Here is a 19,140-nt window from a genome sequence, read left to right as displayed (position 1 = left end):
GACCTTGTCCGACACCCGCCCTCCCGCACTCGACGAAATCGACCGACAGTTGATTTCCGCCCTGCAGATCAATGCCCGTGAAAGCGTGGCGATGCTGGCTCGGCAGTTGGGGATCGCGCGCACCACGGTCACCTCAAGGCTGGCACGCCTGGAAAAAGCCAAGGTGATTACCGGTTATGGCGTGCGACTGGGTCAGCGGGTGGTCGATGGTGGTTTGCAGGCCTATGTCGGGATCACGGTGCAGCCGCGTTCGGGCAAGGATGTGGTGCGGCGGCTCAGTGCCATGGCGCAGATCCAGCAGCTCTGCGCCGTGAGTGGCGAGTTCGACTATGTAGCCTGGCTGCGTAGCGATTCGCCGGAACAGCTGGACCAGTTACTCGACCAGATCGGCAGCGTTGAAGGGGTGGAGAAGACCACGACCTCGATCATTCTCAGTAGCAAAGTGGATCGGGGGCAGCCGGTTTAACCCCGCAAGTTTGCTGGCTGGACGCGTACCTGTAGGAGCGGCCGGTCGACGCTCGATTGCCCGCGAAGCTTTTAGCGCCCTCAAGGTCCTCTTCGCGGGCAAGCCCTGCTCCTACAGGTACGCGTCACTTCGAACAAATAGTTCGTCATAAAGCATCATACAAGATCAAAACGACGACACTTTGCGTCTTATTAACGCACTCCCCGCTCCCTACAATGGCCTCAGTCTTTTCCTATCTATACTCCAGCCGGACACACCGCCCGGCCCGAGTCGCCAGCAAGGTCAGCCATGAACAAGAACAATCGCCATCCTGCCGACGGTAAAAAACCCATCACCATCTTTGGCCCGGACTTCCCGTTCGCCTTCGATGACTGGATCGAGCACCCGGCCGGACTGGGCAGCATCCCGGCGGAAAATCACGGGGCGGAAGTGGCGATTGTCGGCGCCGGGATCGCCGGATTGGTGGCCGCCTATGAACTGATGAAACTGGGCCTCAAGCCGGTCGTCTACGAAGCCTCGAAAATGGGCGGACGCCTGCGCTCCCAGGCCTTTGAAGGCGCCGAAGGCATCATCGCCGAGCTCGGCGGCATGCGTTTCCCGGTCTCGTCCACGGCGTTCTACCACTACGTGGACAAGCTCGGCCTTGAGACCAAACCCTTCCCCAACCCGCTGACCCCGGCCTCCGGCAGCACGGTGATCGACCTCGAAGGCGAAACCTACTACGCCGAGAAACTCGCCGACCTGCCCGCCCTGTTCCAGGAAGTCGCCGACGCCTGGGCCGACGCGCTGGAAGACGGTTCGCGCTTCGGCGATATCCAGCAGGCCATTCGCGACCGCGACGTGCCGCGCCTGAAAGAACTGTGGAACACCCTGGTCCCACTGTGGGACGACCGCACCTTCTACGACTTCGTCGCCACCTCCAAGGCCTTCGCCAAGCTGTCGTTCCAGCACCGCGAAGTGTTCGGCCAGGTCGGTTTCGGCACCGGCGGCTGGGACTCGGATTTCCCCAACTCGATGCTGGAAATCTTCCGCGTGGTGATGACCAACTGCGACGACCACCAGCACCTGGTAGTCGGCGGTGTGGAGCAAGTCCCCCTGGGCATCTGGCGCCATGTGCCGCAGCGGTGTGCCCATTGGCCGGCCGGCACCAGCCTGAGCAGCCTGCACCACGGCGCGCCACGTACCGGCGTCAAACGTATTACCCGCGATGCCGACGGTCAGTTCGCGGTCACCGACAACTGGGGCGATACCCGTCAGTACGCCGCCGTCCTCGTCACCTGCCAGAGCTGGCTGCTGACCACCCAGATCGAATGCGAGGAGTCGCTGTTCTCCCAGAAGATGTGGATGGCCCTGGACCGTACACGCTACATGCAGTCCTCGAAGACCTTTGTCATGGTCGACCGGCCGTTCTGGAAGGACAAGGATCCGCAAACCGGTCGTGACCTGATGAGCATGACCCTCACCGATCGCCTGACCCGTGGCACTTACCTGTTCGACAACGGTGACGACAAGCCCGGGGTGATCTGCCTGTCGTACTCATGGATGAGCGACGCCCTGAAAATGCTTCCGCAACCCATCGAAAAACGGGTGAAGCTGGCCCTGGACGCGCTGAAGAAGATCTACCCGAAAGTGGATATCGCCGCGCGCATCATCGGCGATCCGATTACCGTGTCCTGGGAAGCCGACCCGCATTTCCTCGGTGCCTTCAAAGGCGCCCTGCCCGGCCACTACCGCTACAACCAGCGGATGTACGCGCACTTCATGCAGGCCGATATGCCCGCCGAACACCGCGGCATCTTCATTGCCGGTGACGATGTGTCCTGGACGCCGGCCTGGGTCGAAGGCGCGGTACAGACTTCGCTCAATGCCGTGTGGGGCATCATGAACCACTTCGGTGGACGCACCCACGCCGAGAACCCGGGACCGGGCGATGTCTTCAAGGACATCGGCCCGATTGCCCTGGCCGACTGAAAGGAACGCGCCTGTGCAGATCGCTCTCTATCAATGCCCGCCGCAACCGCTGGATGTCGCGGGCAACCTGCAACGCTTGCAGCGCCTGACCGTCGAGGCCCGTGGCGTGGATGTGCTGGTGCTCCCGGAAATGTTCCTGACCGGCTACAACATCGGTGCCGAAGCGGTAGGTGCCCTGGCCGAAGCTAGCGATGGCACCAGCGCACAGCATATTGCCGCCCTCACCCGGGCGGCGAACATGGCCATTGTCTACGGCTACCCGGAGCGTGCCGAGGACGGCCAGATCTATAACGCGGTGCAGTTGATCGACGCCCAGGGTCAGAGCCTGTGCAACTACCGCAAGACCCACCTCTACGGCGACCTGGATCATTCGATGTTCAGCGCCGGGCCTGACCACTTCCCGGTGGTGGAACTGGGCGGCTGGAAACTCGGACTGTTGATCTGCTACGACGTCGAGTTCCCGGAAAACACCCGGCGCCTGGCCTTGAGCGGCGCCGAGGTGATTCTGGTGCCCACCGCCAATATGGTGCCGTTCGACTTCGTCGCCGATGTCACCATCCGCGCCCGGGCCTTCGAGAACCAGTGTTTTGTGGCGTACGCCAACTACTGCGGGAACGAGGGCGATATCCAGTACTGCGGCCAGAGCAGCATCGCCGCACCGGACGGCAGCCGCCTGGCCCGCGCCGGCCTGGATGAAACCCTGATTGTCGCCACCCTGGACCGTTCGCTGATGCAGGCCTCACGGGCCAGCAACCGCTATCTGCTGGACCGCCGTCCGGAGCTCTATACGGACCTGAGCCAGGACTGAGCGAGCGTTATCCGCTAAAATGGGCGTTCCTCTTCCAAGGAAACGCCCATGTCCCTGCCAACCGCTCCCGACTCCGAAGGTCCGGTGTCCTCGAACGAATCCGTGGAGCCAACACAAACACCGCCGCCCGTAGCGCCCTCAGAACCTGCCGATCGCGCCGGTTTGATTCGCGGACAAACCAGCGCCCACCGTGGGCTGCGCACCTTTGCCCAGGACCGCTCACGCAATCGTCGCGAACGTTAGGCCAATATCTGCAAGCCGTATTTCTGCACGATGCTCAACAATTTGAGCGCCATGCCGCTGGGTTGCTTGTCGCCCGCCTCCCACTGCTTCACGGTCGAGGCGCTGGTGTTCAGGTAACGGGCAAAAACCGGCTGGCTGACGTGGTTACGCTCACGCAGCTGCTTGATCTGTTCCGGCGCGATTTCATCCGGGACCTGCGCCAGGCAGGACTCATCGAACTCACGCATGGTCGCCTTGCTGATCGCCCCAATGGCCTGCAACGCGCTGGCCGATTCATGAATCGATTCCAGTGCCTCGCTTTTAAATGTCTTGGTCATGACCTATCTCCACAAACTCTTTCATTTCCACTAGCTGTTGGACCTGCTCTTCGCTGAGTCCCTCATAGGCTTTGGCCAGCGCCTTGAAGGCACTGAGCTCCTGTGCCGTGATATTGCTCTGATCGCTTTTGGCGAACAGAAACTGGAAGACCCAGTAACAACGCCCCCTCGCCAATACAATGGAGCGATGACGGTTCTCGTTGAGCCGCTTCTTCCAGACACCGCCGCCCAGATTGTCCGCCTGACCACTAATGGCTTCCCTCATAGCCGCGACTAGCGCTGCATCGGTGATCAGTGCCTTTCTCGCATCGACGCTGAAGCGCCGAGTTTTGAAAAACCTGTATGGCATGGAAATCCTTCTCCAAAAAACATACCACTTAGTGGTATATAGATTCAAGTCCGTCACACACCTCGTTGGTCGGACTCCTGAAGGAGCGTCCTTGTGTAAACAGTGCGCCCTGAACGCCGCCCACAAAAAAAACACCCCGTGCCAAAAGAGTCAGGCACAGGGCGACGCGTTATACCGCGAGACGGTTCTTGAATTCGTTGGGGAAAAGGCGCCAGTCAATATCAGACGGCAATGCCCTTGCGGCACTGGACCTGGGCGGTCCGCACTCGGGAAAAGGCGCGGGCCAGGCGCAACAGCATCTCGTCGATGTCGCCCTTGCTGACGTTCAGTGCCGGTGAAAAACGCAGGCAATCGGCTTTCGGCGCATCCAGCAGCAGCCCTTCCTGCAGTGCCGCCTTGAGCAGCGCATCCGCCGAATCATCCCCCAGGGTCAGGCCCCAGAGCAGGCCCGTACCGCGCAACTCTCCCTGTGCATAACGTTGGGCCAGGCGCGTCAACCCATCACGCAGGTACTGCCCGGTTTCGCGGACCCGTGTGAGGAAATCACCCGCAAGCAGCGTCTCCAGCACCGCCAGCCCGGCACTGCACATCATCGCATTGCCATGGTGACTGCCACCGATTTCGCCGGGTGCGAAGCAGCACGCCTTGCCCCGCGCCAACAGGGCGGCCAGCGGCACGCCGCCGCCCAGGCCTTTGCCCAGGGTGACGATGTCCGCCTTCACGCCATACTGCTGTTCGACCAGCAAGGTGCCACAACGCCCCATGCCGGTCTGCACTTCATCCAGGATCAGCAGGATGCCCAACTCACGGCATAGCCGTTCGACCCCCTTGAGGTAGTGCCCGGTCGCCGGAATCACCCCGGCGGCACTCTGGATCGGTTCCAGCATGATCGCGACGGTCTTGGCATCCACGGCGGCATGCAAGGCCGGCAAATCATTGAATGGCACCTGGCTGAAGCCCGGCAGTTGCGGCTCGAATCGATTGTCAAAAGCCTCCGACGCTGCCATGGCGCCGAAACCACTGCCGTGACAGGCGTTGCTCACCGAGATGATCCGAGACGCACCACCACGATTTAGTTGCCCCCACTTGCGTGCCAGCTTGATCGCGCCGTCGCAGGCTTCGGAGCCGCTGTTGAAAAAATGCACCTGATCGCAGCCAGTGCTCTCGCACAGTCGCTGGGCCAGATTCAGTTGCCCCTGGTTGTGAAATCCACCTCCAGCGTTGATCAACCCGTAGGCCTGGTCGGACAACGCCCGAGCCAGAACACCAGGGCTGTGGCCGAGACTGTTGCTGCCACCCCCCTGGCTGAAATCCAGATAAGCCTGGCCTTGCGTATCCCACACCGAAGAGCCCTGGCCACGAACGAACACCGGAGCGAGACGCGCATTAGCCGGCATCAGGTATTCATGGCTGACACTGTCTTGCCGGGAGACTTGCCGGTACTCGGCCGTCAGGTCATCGAGACTCGGCGGCGTACGACGTAAGCTGAACAGGTTCATGCGCGCAGACCTTCCAGCGGCAGGCCGAGCAACCGCGCCGACCAGTCTTCCACTCGCCCGCTGCGCAGGCGCTTGATGGCCGTGTCGCGCCAGCGCGAAGACAGCGCAGGACAATCCACCAGCATCTTCAAGCCTGCCTGTTCCAAGGGCTCCTGGAAGAAGGCATGCAGCGCCCAGGCCACGGTCAAGCCGGGATAGCTGCGCTGAATCAGTTCGAACGGTTGGTCGGCGCTGACAAAGCCCGACTTGAGCACCCGATAGAACCAACCGCAGCGCCCTGTGTCCTGAGCCTCTTGCGGCAGGTCCGGCAAGGTTCCGAGACGACTCAGGCGATAACAGGCCGAGCGCGGCTGGCTGACCTGCAACAACGCACCGCCCCAGCGAAACAGATCGCCCAGGCAGACCTGCTCCTCGGTCAGGCCCCGCGTCGACAAGTTCTCGCCAAAGGCCGGTGCCGCCCAATCGAGCTGTGGATAACGTTGCCGCCAGTAGGCGTAATGCTCGGCGGGATAGTGATGCAGCGCCCGCTCGGGCCCGGTATGGAAGCGCGGATCGCCGTGCTCGTCGCTGCCCAGGCCCTGTGGCCACAACCAGAGCCGGTTGGCAACCCGGTGTTTATCCGTATCGCCGAGCAAACCCTGTCCGAGATTTTTTGCCTTGCCTATGTAAACACCGTCCACGCAAACAGTATTCATCGCGTTCTATGGCCCTGTAAGCCTTGTGATTGGGGTTAGACTAGGCTTCCCCGGCACTCGCGGCCATTTCGTTTTTCGAGCATTTTCGATAAGTACAGCTTATGGATTTCAAGCAACTGCGTTATTTCGTCGCGGTGTATGAAGAAGGCCATGTCGGCCGGGCCGCCGAACGCCTGTCGATCTCGCAACCGGCCCTGTCGCAGCAGATCCGCCAGCTCGAACACAACCTCGATGTGGGCCTGTTCGAACGCAGCAGCAAGCGCCTGCTGCCGACCCTCGCCGCCCATACGCTCTACAACCACGCACTGCCGCTGCTCGATGGTCTGCAACGGGCTCGGGACGACCTGCGCAACTTCCAGGGCCAGGCCCTGCGCACCCTGGCCATCGGCGTGCTGCAGACCGTGCACACCAGCCTGGTGCCGCAGATGCTGGAACGGGTGCGCAAGGCCCAACCGCACCTGGTGGTGCAGATCTACGAATTGACCGGCATGGAGATCGAGCGACGCCTGCTCAATGGTTCGCTGGATATCGGCATCAGCTATCTGCCGCCGCGCCAACCAGGCTTGCATGGGGTGCTGTTGTACGAAGATGAGCTGCAACTGGTGATCCCGAGCGATCATCCACTGCGCGAATTCAAGAAGGTCTCCTTGAGCCAGGCCGCCGAACTGCCGATGTTGCTGCTCGGTGAGGAATTCCAGATCCGCCAGATCTGGCAGGGGCAACTGGCCAATCTGGGGCGACGCCCTCAGGTCCAGGCCGAGCTGAACAATATGGCCGGCATCCTCGACAGCCTGCCACACACACGATTGGCAACGGTGCTGCCGGGCCGCTCACGGCATGAGCATGACGACGACCTGTTGCTGTGGAAGCCGCTGACCGAACCGCGGGTTGCCTTGAAAGTCGGGCTGGTATGTCGTGATGTGCAGCGCCAGCAGGCAACACTGGAGTTGTTGCGCAACTTGCTCGAAGACGTGATGGTGACGAACCGCCCGGGCGGGCATCCGCCGCCAGTACGAGAAGGGCTGAACTGACCGCTACTTTTTCGCGGGCAAAAGAAAACCCCGCCTAAGCGGGGTTTTGCAGACTGTTTCCCTGACATCCCTTTCACTCCGCCGTCCTGGCAGAATCCTACGTGTCCCTGTTGTTGCTTTTGAGCTTCCTGCTCGACGTCCTTGTTGCAAAGATTATCGCTGGATCCAATTTGGCGATAGGGGCAAAAAGCAGCGCGTTATGTAAGTAAATGCTTACATAGCATCCAAAGAATCAAAATTGCTCGGCATCCAGTAGGAACAACGACTCGCTCCCGGCTTTCACCGAGGCTGTCAGCGAGTGAATACGCGGCAACAGACGTGCGAAATAGAACCGCGCGGTGCCCATTTTGCTCGCGTAGAACGTCTCCTGACTCTCCTTGCCCAACGCCGCCTTGGCCATCAGTGCCCACATGTAGGCATAAGTGGTGTAACCGAAGGCTTGCAGGTATTCGACAGATGCCGCACCGATCTCGTCCGGATTGCTCTTGGCGCGCTCCAGGACCCAGGCGGTCAGGTCATCGAGGTTATCCAGCGCGGCGCCCAGCGGCTGGGTGAACTCGGCCAGCCCGGCGTCGGCGGTCTGGATGAAATGGCGAATCTCTTCGGCGAACAACTTGTAATAGGCGCCGCCGTTGCCGACGATCTTGCGCCCCACCAGGTCCAGGGCCTGGATGCCGTTGGTGCCTTCGTAGATCTGGGTGATGCGCACATCGCGCACCAACTGCTCCTGTCCCCACTCGCGGATATAGCCGTGGCCGCCGAACACCTGCTGGCCGTGCACGGTGGTTTCCAGGCCGAGGTCGGTGAGGAAGGCCTTGGCCACCGGGGTCAGCAAGGCCACCAGGCCATCCGCGCGCTCGCGGGTGGTAGCGTCTTCGCTGAACTTGGCGGTGTCCAACTGCATCGCCACATAGGTGGAAAATGCCCGGCCACCTTCGTTCGAGGCTTTCATGGTCAACAGCATGCGCCGTACATCGGGGTGCACGATGATCGGATCGGCCACCTTGTCCTTGGCCTTTGGCCCGGTCGGCGAACGGCTTTGCAGGCGATCACGGGCGTACTCGACCGCGTTCTGGTACGAGCGCTCGCCCGATGCCAGACCCTGGATGCCCACCCCCAGGCGCTCGTAGTTCATCATGGTGAACATCGCCGCGAGGCCCTTGTTCGGCTCGCCGATCAGGTAACCCACGGCTTCGTCGAAGTTCATCACGCAGGTCGCGGACGCCTGGATACCCATCTTGTGTTCGATGGAACCACAGCTCACCGGGTTGCGGGCGCCGAGGCTGCCGTCGGCATTGACCATGAACTTCGGTACCAGGAACAGCGAGATGCCCTTGGGACCGGCCGGGGCGTCCGGCAGCTTGGCCAGCACCAGGTGAATGATGTTCTCGGTCAGGTCGTGTTCGCCGCCGGTGATAAAGATCTTGGTGCCGCTGACCTTGTAGGAGCCGTCCGCCTGGGGCTCGGCCTTGGTGCGGATAATCCCCAGGTCGGTGCCGGCGTGGGGTTCGGTCAGGCACATGGAGCCGGCCCAGACACCCGAATACATGTTCGGCAGGTAAGTGGCTTTCAGCTCTTCGCTGGCGTGGGTGTTGATCGAGACACAGGCACCGGCCGTCAGCATCGGGTACAGGCCGAAGGCGAGGCTGGAGGAGTTGATCATTTCTTCGACCTGGGCCGACACCGCCTTGGGCATGCCCATGCCGCCGAAGGCCGGATCACCGCCGACGCCGACCCAACCGCCTTCGGCGTAGGTCTGGTAGGCCTGGGGGAAACCGGCGGGCGTGAACACCGCGCCGTTGTCCCAACGGCAGCCTTCCTCATCGCCGCCACGGCTCAGGGGCGCGATGCTCTTGGCGGTGACCTTGCCGGCCTCTTCGAGAATCGCTTCGACGGTTTCGGCGTCGACGGTCTCGGCCAGGGCAGGTAGTTGAGCCCAGAGTTTCGCGACCTCGAACACTTCATTGAGGACGAAGCGCATATCGCGCAGGGGCGCTTTGTAGTCAGCCATGGCAAACCTCGCAGGATCTAAACGACGGACCCCGGATGGGGCCGATTTTCTATGGCTCGAGTTTACCCTAACAACTTTTACGACACATAGGGTCTATGCGTGACTTTTTTGTTATTTTTAGTCACGCGCATATCCGAGGCATGAGGTGTCTGTTCTGACGCCTTCGCGGGCAAGCCCTGCTCCTACAGTTTTTCGGTGGGCACGATATCTGCGCACAACACAAAACCTGTAGGAGCAGGGCTTGCCCGCGAAGAGGCCCTCAAGAGCACCCACACTCCTTCGGGCCCACTCGAAAGCAGCTACAACGCAAACAACTCCGCCGGCAAACGCATCAAACACTCACTCCCCGCCTCCACCGCCGCCCGATGTGCGGTCGTGCGCGGCAACAGCCGCTTGAAGTAGAACTCGCAAGTCGCCAACTTGCCCTGGCAATACTCGGCGTCACCACTCCCCGCCTCCAACTGGGCCTGGGCCACCAGCGCCATGCGCAGCCAGAGGTAAGCAAGAATGATGTAGCCGCTGTACATCAGATAATCCAACGCCGCCGCCCCCACTTCATCCGGGTTCTTCATCGCCGCCATCCCGACCTGAGTCGTCAGCTCACCCCACTGCTGGTTCAACTCCCCCAGCTGCGCCACATACCCCTTGAGCTGCGGATGCCCGGCATTCGCCAGACAGAACCGGTGCACGATCCTGGTAAAGCCGCGCAGCAACTTGCCCTGGCTGCCGAGCACCTTGCGCCCCAGCAGATCCAGCGCCTGAATCCCGTTGGTACCCTCATAGATCGGCGCGATCCGGCAATCGCGAACCAGTTGCTCCATGCCCCACTCACGAATGAAGCCGTGGCCACCAAACACCTGCATCCCATGGTTGGTCACCTCAAGACCGGTCTCGGTCATAAAGGCCTTGCAGATCGGGGTCAGGAAGGCCAGCAGGTCCTCGGCCTCCTGGCGCTGGGTCGCATCGCTACCCAGATGGGCAACATCCAGCCACTGTGCGGTGAAGTAGGTCAGCGCCCGGTTGCCTTCGTTGAAAGCCTTCATGGTCAGCAGCATGCGCCGCACATCGGGATGGACGATGATCGGGTCGGCGGCCTTGTCCGGTGCCTTGGGACCAGTGAGCGAACGCATCTGCAGTCGATCGTTGGCGTACCGGACCGCGCCCTGGAAACTGGTCTCGCCCAGGCACAGGCCCTGCATCCCGGTGCCGAGCCGGGCATGGTTCATCATGGTGAACATGCAGTTCAGGCCCTTATTGGCCTCGCCGATCAGATAGCCCTTGGCATCATCGAAGTTCAGCACGCAGGTCGCGGAAGCCTTGATCCCCATCTTGTGCTCGATGGAGCCGCATTGCACACCATTGCGCTCGCCCGCATCACCGGCGGCATTGACCAGGAACTTGGGCACGATAAACAGGGAAATGCCCTTGGTCCCCGCCGGCGCGTCCGGCAGCTTGGCCAGCACCAGATGCACGATGTTCTCGCTCATATCGTGCTCGCCGGCGGAGATGAAGATCTTGCTGCCGCTGATGGCATAACTGCCGTCGGCCTGGGGCACGGCGCGGGTCTTGATAAGCCCCAGGTCAGTGCCGCAATGGGCCTCGGTCAGGCACATGGTGCCGGTCCAGCGACCCTCGGTCAGTTTGCTCAGGTAGGTGTTTTTCTGTTCCTCGGTGCCGTGGGCATGGATCGCCGACATGGCGCCGTGGGTCAGGCCCGGGTACATGCCCCAGGAAGTATTGCTGGAGCCGATCATCTCGCTGATCACCAGCCCCAGGGACAGCGGCAGGCCTTGCCCGCCATAGGCCGGGTCCGCCGCCAGGCCATGCCAGCCGCCTTCGACATACTGGGCAAAGGCCTGCTTGAAGCCCTTGGGCGTGGTCACCACGCCGTTGTCGAAATGGCAGCCTTCTTCATCGCCGGAGCGGTTCAACGGCGACAGCACCTGCTCGCAGAACTTCGCGCCCTCTTCGAGGATCGCGCCGACCATATCGGGGCTGGCATCGTTGGCGCCGAGGGCGAGGTAGTGGGCGTGGAAATCGAAAACGTGGTCGATCAGAAAGCGCATATCCCGTAGCGGGGCTTTGTACTCAGGCATGGTCATTTCTCCGGCAGCAGATACCCCAACCTACTGCCCTGCCCGCCCCCGGACAATCACCGTCCAACCGCTGAATGCTCCACCATCACTCAGCCGACAGCTTCTCCCGTGCGAACCGCACCGCGCCGACTTTGCCCCGCCGCGACCACGCAGTTACGCCCCGCCCCCTTGGCGGCATAGAGCGCCTGGTCGGCGGACTTGAGCACTTCTTCCGGGGTGCGCTGCTCCGGCTGACGCTCGGCGACCCCGATACTCACGGTCACCGAGACACTGGTCGCCCCACTGCCGGCCCGGCGTTGACGACCTTGCTGGTCGTCCTGGGGACGATTGTCCTGGTTGCGCAACTGGATATGGTAGTTGGCGATCACTTCGCGAATGACCTCCAGGTGCGGCATGCACTCTTCCAGCGTCTTGCCGGCAAACACCACCGCGAACTCTTCACCGCCATAGCGATAGGCACGACCGCCACCGCTGACCTTCGCCAGCTTGCTCGCCACCAGGCGCAACACCTGGTCGCCGACGTCGTGACCGTGGGTGTCGTTGAATTTCTTGAAGTGGTCGACGTCGGTCATCGCCAGCACATAGTTGCGCCCCAGGCGCTGCATGCGTTCGTTCAACGCGCGGCGTCCCGGCAGGCCGGTGAGCTCGTCGCGGAAGGCCATCTGATAAGCCTCATGGGCCACCGCCGCGGCAATCATCAACATCACCTGGCTGCACATGATATTCAGGGTGAACGGCAGGATGAAGGTCTTGGGCAACATCCAGAACAACCCCAGCAGCCCGGTCAGTTGCGCCGCGTGCAGCGGTCGCGGGTGGCGCCAGTACTGGACCGTGAGCAACAGGAAGGACGCGAAGAACACCGGATAGGACAGCTGGATCAGGCTCATCCAGTCCCCGTGCAGCGCCGGCCAACGGATTTCCGCCAGCCAGTCGAGCAAGGTCTGCGGATAACTCTGCTCCAGGCCCAATGCCACACTGCCCACCGCCAGCAGCACGGCGAACCGCGCGACCATGTCCTGGAACAGGTGCGTGCGCTCCTCCCAGGCGGCGTACACGCCAAACAGCAGGGGCAGCAGCAGGCAACAGAGGTGGAAGACCACCGCGGCGTCCTCGCGGACCTTGCCGTGATCGCGGTAATAATCGGTCTGGGTGGAGAGCAGGAAATAGGCGATATACACCGTCACCATCAGGAACAGTTCGCGCTGACGTCGGTACACCGCGCAGTAGGACCCGCCCAGCAACAGCACCAGAGTCGGCAGCACATTGAACAGCGAGGTGAAGAAGACGTTGAGTTCCTTGACGTAGGCAGCCGCGAGCCCCGCAAGCAACAACAGGAGGGAGGGTAAAAAATGACCAGCATGGACAGTGGAAGAACGCGGCAAGGGTAAAGCTCCGACCGGCAACGCAATAAATGGCATTGTGCCTGTATTGTAAAACCTAAGGTACGGCAATGTGACATCAGTCACAAATGCCATCTCTTTAACGGCAGCGCGGCGATTCTTCTTAGCGATTTAGTCAGGAATTTTTTCTCCGCCCGTCGCCAAGGGCCACACGCAAAAAAGCCGCTTCCCCCGAAGGCGAAGCGGCTTTTGCAGAAGGCTCAGTGAGGCTTAGTAGCCCAGGCTGAAGTTCTCTTCTTTCATGTCCATCAGGTTGTTCGCGCCCGACAGCATGGTTGCCACGTGAGTGCGGGTACGCGGCAGGATGCGCTGGAAGTAGAAACGCGCGGTCTGCAGCTTGGCGGTGTAGAAGCCTTCCTCGCTGGTACCGGCCGCCAGTTTCTCGGCAGCCAGGCGCGCCATGTCGGCCCAGAAGTAAGCCAGGCAGGCATAACCGGAGTACATCAGGTAGTCCACCGAAGCGGCACCGACTTCTTCACGGTCCTTCATCGCGGCCATGCCGACTTTCATCGTCAGCTCGCCCCATTCCTTGTTGATGGCCGCCAACGGAGCGACAAACTCGCTGACCGCTTCGTTGCCTTCATTGGCCTGGCAGAACTTGTGGACGATCTTGGTGAAGCCCTTCAGCGCTTCGCCTTGGGTCATCAGCACCTTGCGGCCCAGCAGGTCGAGGGCCTGGATACCGGTGGTGCCTTCGTACAACATCGAAATGCGGCTGTCGCGAACGTTCTGCTCCATGCCCCACTCGGCGATAAAGCCGTGGCCGCCGTAGATCTGCACGCCATGGTTGGCCGCTTCGAAGCCGACTTCGGTCATGAACGCCTTGGCGATCGGAGTCATGAAGGCCAGCAGTGCGTCGGCTTTCTTCTTCTCTTCTTCATCCTGGCCGTACTTGACGATATCGACCTGCTTGGCAGTGAAGTAGACCATTGCCCGGTTACCTTCGGCGAAGGCCTTCATGGTCAGCAGCATGCGACGCACGTCAGGGTGCACGATGATCGGGTCGGCGGCCTTGTCCGGCGCTTTCGGGCCCGTCAGGGAACGCATCTGCAGACGCTCGCGCGCATATTTCAGGCCACCCTGGAAACCGATCTCGGCGTGGGCCAGGCCTTGCAGCGCGGTCCCCAGGCGAGCGGTGTTCATGAAGGTGAACATGCAGTTCAGGCCCTTGTTCGGCGGGCCGATCAGGAAACCGGTGGCCGCGTCGAAGTTCATCACGCAGGTGGCGTTGCCGTGGATGCCCATCTTGTGTTCGAGGGAACCGCAGGAAACGGCATTGCGCTCACCGACGCTACCGTCGGTGTTCGGCAGGAACTTGGGCACGATGAACAGCGAAATCCCCTTGGTGCCGGCCGGTGCATCCGGCAGGCGGGCCAGGACGATATGGACGATGTTGTCGGCCATGTCGTGCTCACCGGCCGAGATGAAGATCTTGGTGCCGCTGACCTTGTAGGAACCGTCGGCCTGAGGCTCGGCCTTGGTCCGCAGCATGCCCAGGTCGGTCCCGCAGTGCGGTTCGGTCAGGCACATGGTGCCGGTCCACTCGCCGGAGACCAGCTTGGTCAGGTAGGCCTCTTGCTGCTCGGGGGTACCGTGTTCGGAAATGGTGTTCATCGCGCCATGGGACAGGCCCGGGTACATGCCCCACGACCAGTTGGCTTCGCCGACCATTTCGCTGACCGCCAGGCCCAGGGACTCCGGCAGGCCTTGGCCGCCGTGTTCGACGTCGTGGGCCAGGCTTGGCCAGCCGCCTTCGACGAACTGCTTGTAGGCTTCCTTGAAACCGGTGGGCGTCTTAACGCCGGACTCGCTCCAGGTGCAACCTTCGGTGTCGCCGACCCGGTTCAACGGGGCCAGTACCTGCTCACAAAACTTGGCGCCTTCCTCGAGGATGGCGTCAACCATGTCCGGGGTAGCGTCCTGGCATGCCGGCAGGCTCTGATAGTGCGCTTCGTAACCGAGCAGCTCGTCACGGACGAAGCGAATATCACGCAAGGGGGCCTTGTAGTCAGGCATAGCGATAAACCTCTGCTGATGAATCCTGGAATGAGCGACCGCGTCGATTTGCCACGCCGGTCAAACGGTTGTTTGAAACATACGTTTGCGCTCAATTCTTGTCAAGTGTCGTTCATAGTCCATTCGTCATACATGGATGAAGGAGGCGCAGGAAAAGGCCGGCAGCCTTGAGCGGCAGCCAGGGGACACGTCATTAGAGAATAGTCGAGGGGGAGAATGGGTTATGCGAGGGAGCGACTAAAACCGAACATTTAAAAACGCAGCAAAGCCCTGTAGGAGCCGGCTTGCCGGCGATGAGGCCAGTAAGTCTTGCATCAACTTATCGGCCGCCATCGCTGGCAAGCCAGCTCCTACACAGGATCGCGTTTCAATTCTGATGGAGAGGTGAAGCTATCAGGCATAGGTATCGATCAACGTACCGAGGGCCTGATCCGCGGCCTTGGCCACCTTGGCACCCGCTTCGACCTGAAGCTTGCCCTGGGTCATGTCCACCATGGTGCTCGACAGATCTTGCTGGCTGCGGTCCACCGACAACAGCCGGTTGACCTGGGTATCGGACGATTGGCTCTTCAGCGAGCGTCCGTCTATGGTATCGGCGACCTGACTGGCCGACTGGTCGACACGGTTCTGCCCGGACCGAATAGTGCTCAGACCGGCATAAACAGCGGTATTTCCTGAGATTTCCATGGGCAGACTCGACTGAAAACGGGATCGACAGCCTGCATTTAAGCAGACCTGTCAAAGAAACACCCGTCAAAAACAATAATGGCAGATTGCCTGTTGATAGGCAGAATCTTAGGAAAGCCTCAGCCACCCCGCAGACGTCGCAGCCCGGCGTCTAGTCCAGCAGATCCAACTGCAGGTACTGCGCGACCGCTTCGGCGCTCGCCGCCTTGAGCCTCGGCACCCGCCCCAGGCAAGGCGCCGGCAGGCGTTCGGCCAGGGTCGCGAGGTTCTCTTCCAGGCGCGAAGTCTTCGGCTCGATGATATTGGCGACCCAGCCGGCCAGTTGCAGACCATCTCGCTCGATGGCTTCGGCGGTCAGCAGGGCATGGCTGATGCACCCCAGGCGCACTCCCACCACCAGGATCACCGGTAAGGCCAGCGCCTGGGCCAGATCCGACAGGCTGGCCTGATCCGCCAAGGGCACCCGCCAGCCCCCGGCGCCTTCGATCAGGGTGAAGTCGGCCTGCTTGGCCAATATCCGCTGCATCGGTCCCAGCAAGGACTGCACGGTCAACTTCACCCCCGCCTCGCGCGCCGCCAGATGCGGGGCAATCGCCGGCTCGAAGGCCACTGGATTAACCTCGGCATAGGCCAGCGGCAGCGAACATTCGGCCAGCAACGCCAGGGCATCGGCGTTGCGCAGCCCTTCGGGCGTCACCTCACAGCCGGACGCCACCGGCTTACCCGCCGCGGTACTCAGGCCGGCCTGACGGGCCCCGTGCAACAACCCGGCGGCAATCGTGGTCTTGCCCACATCGGTGTCGGTGCCGGTAATGAAATAGGCAGCATTCATAATGGCTTCTCCAGAATGGCATAGACCACCTGATAGGTCGCCGGCAAACCCTCGGCCTGGCGAAACGCTTCATAGGCCTGCACCAACCCGAGAATCCGCGCCCGCCCGGTCAAACCGCCCGGCCGGCCAGGATTGAGGTTATGCGCGCCCAGCGCCTTGAGTTCATGGGTCAGCCTGCGCACATCGGGGTAGTGCAGCACCTGCGGCCGGCTTTCCAGGCTGACCACGCGCAAACCGCTGTCCCGGCACAACTGCTGATAGTCGCTGAACAACCGGAAGCGGTTGACGTGCACCAGGCCATCCACCGCCCGCCAGCTTTCCCGCAACTCGTGCAGGGTGCCAACGCACAGACTGGCAAAGGCCATCACGCCGCCCGGTCGCAATACCCGGTGGGCCTCGCCGAGTACCGCGGCAAAATCGGCACACCACTGCACGGCCAGACTGGAGAACACCAGATCGCAACTGCCGGCCTGCAATGGCAGGCGCTCGGCATCCCCGGCGACAAAGTGCCGGGCACCGCCGAGCGGACGCGCGTGCTCCAGCATGCCCTGGGCAATATCCAGTGCCACGCCTTCGCTCTGCTCGAAACGAACGGCCAAGGCCCGGCTGAAGTAGCCGGTACCGCAGCCCATATCGAGCCAACGGGACGGGCTCAACTCCTCCGGCAAGCGTGCGAGCAATTCATGACCGATATCGCGCTGCAATTGGGCGACGCTGTCATAGCTGGCCGCCGCGCGGGAAAACGAGGCAGCAACCTGACGCTTGTCGGGCAAGCCGCCCGGCAAGACAGGGTGGGAAAGATCAGTCATCACCGGACTCATGCAAAAAGGCCTGGATCGCCCCGGCCACTCCATGGGGGTCATCCAGTAGAAAGGCGTGGCCGGCCTGTTCGATCAGGCCGATTTCGACATCCGGCAGCAGCGCCAGCAAATCACTGGCGGCCTCGGCCGGCACCAGGCCATCCTGGCCGGCGAACAGGTGCAGTTGCGGACCGCGAAAAGCCTGCAGGGCCTGGCGGGTATCCAGTTGTGCCAGCACCTCCAGCCCGTTCAACAGGGTCTCGGGGGTAGTCTGCGGCGCACCGGCCAGGAGCAGTCGCGCCTGGCCGCGCGGGTCCGCCGAACCCTGGGCACAGAGCAGGCTGAAACGCTTGAGGGTCGTTTGCGGATCGGCGCGGCAGCCGGCCAGGAACAGGTCGAAGGTGTCGTTGGCCATCGCCCCGGACCAGTCGTCACTCACCACAAAACACGGGTTGCTCGCCAACGTCAGCAGACCGCAGCAGCGCTCGCCACGCCGCGCCGCCAGCGCCGAGGCGAGCATACCGCCCAGGGACCAGCCGCCCAGCCAGGCATTGTCCGGCAGGGTGGCGTCCAGTTCGTCGAGCCACTCTTCGGGATCGCCGCTGGCCAGTTCCGGCAAGGGTTCGATTTCCACCCGCAAGTGCTCATCCAGCCCGCGCAAGGCCGCCGCCAGGGGTTCCAGCGGCGAGATGCCGAGGCCCCAACCGGGCAACAGGATCAGACGATCACGCATGGTTTGGCTCCACTGGATCAAAGGGGCCCAACAGGCTGAAACACGCAGCCAGCCCCTCTAACAATAGCTGCACCTGCGCCTCGCTGTGGGCCGCGGACAAGGTCACCCGCAACCGGGCACTGCCCGCCGGAACGGTCGGCGGACGAATCGCCGTCACCATCAGCCCGCGCTCACGCAGCAACTGCGAGAAGCGCAACGCCCGACCGCTGTCGCCGATCAGGATCGGCTGAATCGGGGTAAAGCTGTCCATCAGGGTCAGGCCGATCTGTTCGGCGCCCTGGCGGAACTGGCGAATCAACGCATTCAGGTGCTCGCGCCGCCAGTGCTCGGTGCGCAACAGTTCCAGGCTTTTCAACGTCGCGCAGGCCAAGGCCGGCGGTTGGCTGGTGGTGTAGATATAGGGGCGGGCGAACTGGATCAGGCTTTCGATCAACTCTTCACTGCCGGCGACAAAGGCGCCCGCCGTGCCGAAGGCCTTGCCCAGTGTGCCGACCAGTACCGGCACGTCCTCCTGGCTCAGACCGAAGTGCTCGACGATCCCGCCACCGTTGGCCCCCAGCGGGCCGAAGCCGTGGGCATCATCGACCATCAGCCAGGCGCCCTTGGCCCGGGCTTCGCGGGCCAGGGCCGGCAAGTCGGCCAGGTCGCCGTCCATGCTGAAGACCCCGTCGGTGACCACCAGGATATTACCGGTGGCCTTTTCCAGACGCTTGGCGAGACTGGCGGCGTCGTTGTGCAGATAACGATTGAAGCGCGCGCCCGAGAGCAAGCCGGCATCCAGCAGCGACGCATGGTTGATACGGTCCTCCAGCACCGTATCACCCTGCCCGACCAAGGCCGTGACCGCACCGAGGTTGGCCATATAACCGGTGGTGAACAGCAGCGCCCGCGGGCGCCCGGTGAGATCGGCCAGAGCCTCTTCCAGCGCGTGATGCGGCCCGCTATGACCAATCACCAGATGCGAAGCACCGCCGCCGACACCCCAGCGCGCCGCGCCGGCCTGCCAGGCTTCGATAACCTGCGGATGATTGGCCAGGCCCAGGTAGTCGTTATTACAGAAGGCCAGCAGCGGCTGGCCATCGACCACCACCTGCGGACCTTGCGGACTCTCCAGCAGCGGACGCTGGCGATAGAGGTTTTCGGCGCGCCGGGCGGACAGCCGGGCGCTGAGATCGAAGGGCATGCA

The 19,140-nt window shown here is 62.3% G+C and carries 18 protein-coding genes; 5 read left to right on the top strand and 13 right to left on the bottom strand.

The genetic code is table 11. The annotated features are described in order from the left end of the window. Window positions 1-4: 4 nt before the first annotated feature. The 4 genes from M5C56_RS26000 (at window position 5) to M5C56_RS25985 (ending at window position 3,488) form a co-directional block, all read left to right on the top strand. The gene (locus tag M5C56_RS26000; RefSeq protein WP_100938519.1) at window positions 5-466 is read left to right on the top strand and encodes an Lrp/AsnC family transcriptional regulator; all 462 of its coding nucleotides are present in this window, start codon (window positions 5-7) and stop codon (window positions 464-466) included. A gap of 288 nt (window positions 467-754) precedes the next feature. Further along, window positions 755-2,437: an NAD(P)/FAD-dependent oxidoreductase gene (locus M5C56_RS25995; RefSeq protein WP_103497062.1), complete on the top strand. Its 1,683-nt coding sequence runs from the start codon at window positions 755-757 to the stop codon at window positions 2,435-2,437. A gap of 13 nt (window positions 2,438-2,450) precedes the next feature. Then, window positions 2,451-3,245, top strand: a complete 795-nt coding sequence (locus M5C56_RS25990) for a carbon-nitrogen hydrolase family protein (RefSeq protein ID WP_103497063.1) — start codon at window positions 2,451-2,453, stop codon at window positions 3,243-3,245. Between the two features lie 48 nt (window positions 3,246-3,293). Beyond that, on the top strand, window positions 3,294-3,488 hold the full coding sequence (locus tag M5C56_RS25985; RefSeq protein ID WP_103497064.1) for a hypothetical protein: 195 nt from the start codon (window positions 3,294-3,296) through the stop codon (window positions 3,486-3,488). Here M5C56_RS25985 and M5C56_RS25980 read toward each other — a convergent pair. The 4 genes from M5C56_RS25980 to M5C56_RS25965 all read right to left on the bottom strand — a co-directional run bounded on the left by M5C56_RS25980 (window position 3,485) and on the right by M5C56_RS25965 (window position 6,348). Beyond that, entirely contained in the window at window positions 3,485-3,805 is a 321-nt protein-coding gene (locus M5C56_RS25980; RefSeq protein ID WP_103497065.1) for a DNA-binding transcriptional regulator, read from the bottom strand. The genes M5C56_RS25985 and M5C56_RS25980 overlap by 4 nt on opposite strands. After that, on the bottom strand, window positions 3,789-4,154 hold the full coding sequence (locus M5C56_RS25975) for a type II toxin-antitoxin system RelE/ParE family toxin (RefSeq protein ID WP_103497066.1): 366 nt from the start codon (window positions 4,152-4,154) through the stop codon (window positions 3,789-3,791). The genes M5C56_RS25980 and M5C56_RS25975 overlap by 17 nt, the downstream gene beginning before the upstream one ends. A gap of 221 nt (window positions 4,155-4,375) precedes the next feature. Then, a complete protein-coding gene (locus M5C56_RS25970) occupies window positions 4,376-5,653 on the bottom strand; it encodes an aminotransferase class III-fold pyridoxal phosphate-dependent enzyme (RefSeq protein ID WP_103497067.1) in 1,278 nt (425 codons plus the stop codon). Continuing rightward, window positions 5,650-6,348 (bottom strand): MOSC domain-containing protein, encoded by a 699-nt coding sequence (locus M5C56_RS25965; protein WP_103497068.1) that lies wholly within the window; start codon window positions 6,346-6,348, stop codon window positions 5,650-5,652. Before M5C56_RS25965 ends, M5C56_RS25970 begins: the two co-directional genes overlap by 4 nt. Window positions 6,349-6,449: 101 nt before the next feature. Here M5C56_RS25965 and M5C56_RS25960 point away from each other — a divergent pair, with 101 nt between their 5' ends. After that, entirely contained in the window at window positions 6,450-7,379 is a 930-nt protein-coding gene (locus M5C56_RS25960) for a LysR substrate-binding domain-containing protein (protein ID WP_103497069.1), read from the top strand. Window positions 7,380-7,611: 232 nt separating this feature from the next. Here the strand turns inward: M5C56_RS25960 and M5C56_RS25955 are convergent, their stop codons facing one another. From M5C56_RS25955 to bioF, 9 genes are all read right to left on the bottom strand, one after another. Beyond that, complete coding sequence (locus M5C56_RS25955) at window positions 7,612-9,390, bottom strand: acyl-CoA dehydrogenase C-terminal domain-containing protein (protein ID WP_103497070.1); 1,779 nt, start codon at window positions 9,388-9,390, stop codon at window positions 7,612-7,614. Window positions 9,391-9,689: 299 nt separating this feature from the next. Continuing rightward, window positions 9,690-11,486 carry an acyl-CoA dehydrogenase C-terminal domain-containing protein gene (locus tag M5C56_RS25950; RefSeq protein ID WP_103497071.1) on the bottom strand — a complete coding sequence of 599 codons (1,797 nt, stop codon included), beginning with the start codon at window positions 11,484-11,486 and terminating at the stop codon, window positions 9,690-9,692. 89 nt (window positions 11,487-11,575) lie between these two features. Then, entirely contained in the window at window positions 11,576-12,868 is a 1,293-nt protein-coding gene (locus tag M5C56_RS25945) for a GGDEF domain-containing protein (protein WP_103497072.1), read from the bottom strand. Window positions 12,869-13,096: 228 nt separating this feature from the next. Then, complete coding sequence (locus M5C56_RS25940; protein ID WP_103497073.1) at window positions 13,097-14,902, bottom strand: phenylacyl-CoA dehydrogenase; 1,806 nt, start codon at window positions 14,900-14,902, stop codon at window positions 13,097-13,099. A 393-nt stretch (window positions 14,903-15,295) separates the two neighbouring features. Next, window positions 15,296-15,589: a pyrroloquinoline quinone biosynthesis protein PqqE gene (locus M5C56_RS25935; RefSeq protein ID WP_103497074.1), complete on the bottom strand. Its 294-nt coding sequence runs from the start codon at window positions 15,587-15,589 to the stop codon at window positions 15,296-15,298. A gap of 151 nt (window positions 15,590-15,740) precedes the next feature. After that, window positions 15,741-16,421 carry a dethiobiotin synthase gene (bioD, locus tag M5C56_RS25930; RefSeq protein ID WP_103497075.1) on the bottom strand — a complete coding sequence of 227 codons (681 nt, stop codon included), beginning with the start codon at window positions 16,419-16,421 and terminating at the stop codon, window positions 15,741-15,743. Further along, entirely contained in the window at window positions 16,418-17,230 is an 813-nt protein-coding gene (gene bioC, locus M5C56_RS25925; RefSeq protein ID WP_103497076.1) for a malonyl-ACP O-methyltransferase BioC, read from the bottom strand. The genes bioD and bioC overlap by 4 nt, the downstream gene beginning before the upstream one ends. Next, the gene (locus M5C56_RS25920; protein WP_103497077.1) at window positions 17,223-17,954 is read right to left on the bottom strand and encodes an alpha/beta fold hydrolase; all 732 of its coding nucleotides are present in this window, start codon (window positions 17,952-17,954) and stop codon (window positions 17,223-17,225) included. The genes bioC and M5C56_RS25920 overlap by 8 nt, the downstream gene beginning before the upstream one ends. Further along, a complete protein-coding gene (bioF, locus tag M5C56_RS25915; RefSeq protein WP_103497078.1) occupies window positions 17,947-19,137 on the bottom strand; it encodes an 8-amino-7-oxononanoate synthase in 1,191 nt (396 codons plus the stop codon). The genes M5C56_RS25920 and bioF overlap by 8 nt, the downstream gene beginning before the upstream one ends. Window positions 19,138-19,140: the final 3 nt, after the last annotated feature.

It is taken from the genome of Pseudomonas sp. MWU13-2862, assembly GCF_023242495.1.
Lineage (GTDB): Bacteria > Pseudomonadota > Gammaproteobacteria > Pseudomonadales > Pseudomonadaceae > Aquipseudomonas > Aquipseudomonas gingeri_D.
The sequence above is the reverse complement of the archived record's forward strand: the minus strand, read 5'-3'. Positions and strand labels throughout refer to the sequence as shown.

Bases quoted from the DNA above. Each gene is read 5' to 3' on its own strand.
- M5C56_RS25955 (WP_103497070.1), bottom strand. From the start codon at position 9,390: ATGGCTGACTACAAAGCGCCCCTGCGCGATATGCGCTTCGTCCTCAAT.
- bioF (WP_103497078.1), bottom strand. From the start codon at position 19,137: ATGCCCTTCGATCTCAGCGCCCGGCTGTCCGCCCGGCGCGCCGAAAAC.
- M5C56_RS25940 (WP_103497073.1), bottom strand. From the start codon at position 14,902: ATGCCTGACTACAAGGCCCCCTTGCGTGATATTCGCTTCGTCCGTGAC.
- M5C56_RS25920 (WP_103497077.1), bottom strand. From the start codon at position 17,954: ATGCGTGATCGTCTGATCCTGTTGCCCGGTTGGGGCCTCGGCATCTCG.
- M5C56_RS25950 (WP_103497071.1), bottom strand. From the start codon at position 11,486: ATGCCTGAGTACAAAGCCCCGCTACGGGATATGCGCTTTCTGATCGAC.
- M5C56_RS25935 (WP_103497074.1), bottom strand. From the start codon at position 15,589: ATGGAAATCTCAGGAAATACCGCTGTTTATGCCGGTCTGAGCACTATT.
- M5C56_RS25980 (WP_103497065.1), bottom strand. From the start codon at position 3,805: ATGACCAAGACATTTAAAAGCGAGGCACTGGAATCGATTCATGAATCG.
- M5C56_RS25995 (WP_103497062.1), top strand. From the start codon at position 755: ATGAACAAGAACAATCGCCATCCTGCCGACGGTAAAAAACCCATCACC.
- M5C56_RS25965 (WP_103497068.1), bottom strand. From the start codon at position 6,348: ATGAATACTGTTTGCGTGGACGGTGTTTACATAGGCAAGGCAAAAAAT.
- bioD (WP_103497075.1), bottom strand. From the start codon at position 16,421: ATGAATGCTGCCTATTTCATTACCGGCACCGACACCGATGTGGGCAAG.
- M5C56_RS25960 (WP_103497069.1), top strand. From the start codon at position 6,450: ATGGATTTCAAGCAACTGCGTTATTTCGTCGCGGTGTATGAAGAAGGC.
- bioC (WP_103497076.1), bottom strand. From the start codon at position 17,230: ATGACTGATCTTTCCCACCCTGTCTTGCCGGGCGGCTTGCCCGACAAG.
- M5C56_RS25985 (WP_103497064.1), top strand. From the start codon at position 3,294: ATGTCCCTGCCAACCGCTCCCGACTCCGAAGGTCCGGTGTCCTCGAAC.
- M5C56_RS25975 (WP_103497066.1), bottom strand. From the start codon at position 4,154: ATGCCATACAGGTTTTTCAAAACTCGGCGCTTCAGCGTCGATGCGAGA.
- M5C56_RS25970 (WP_103497067.1), bottom strand. From the start codon at position 5,653: ATGAACCTGTTCAGCTTACGTCGTACGCCGCCGAGTCTCGATGACCTG.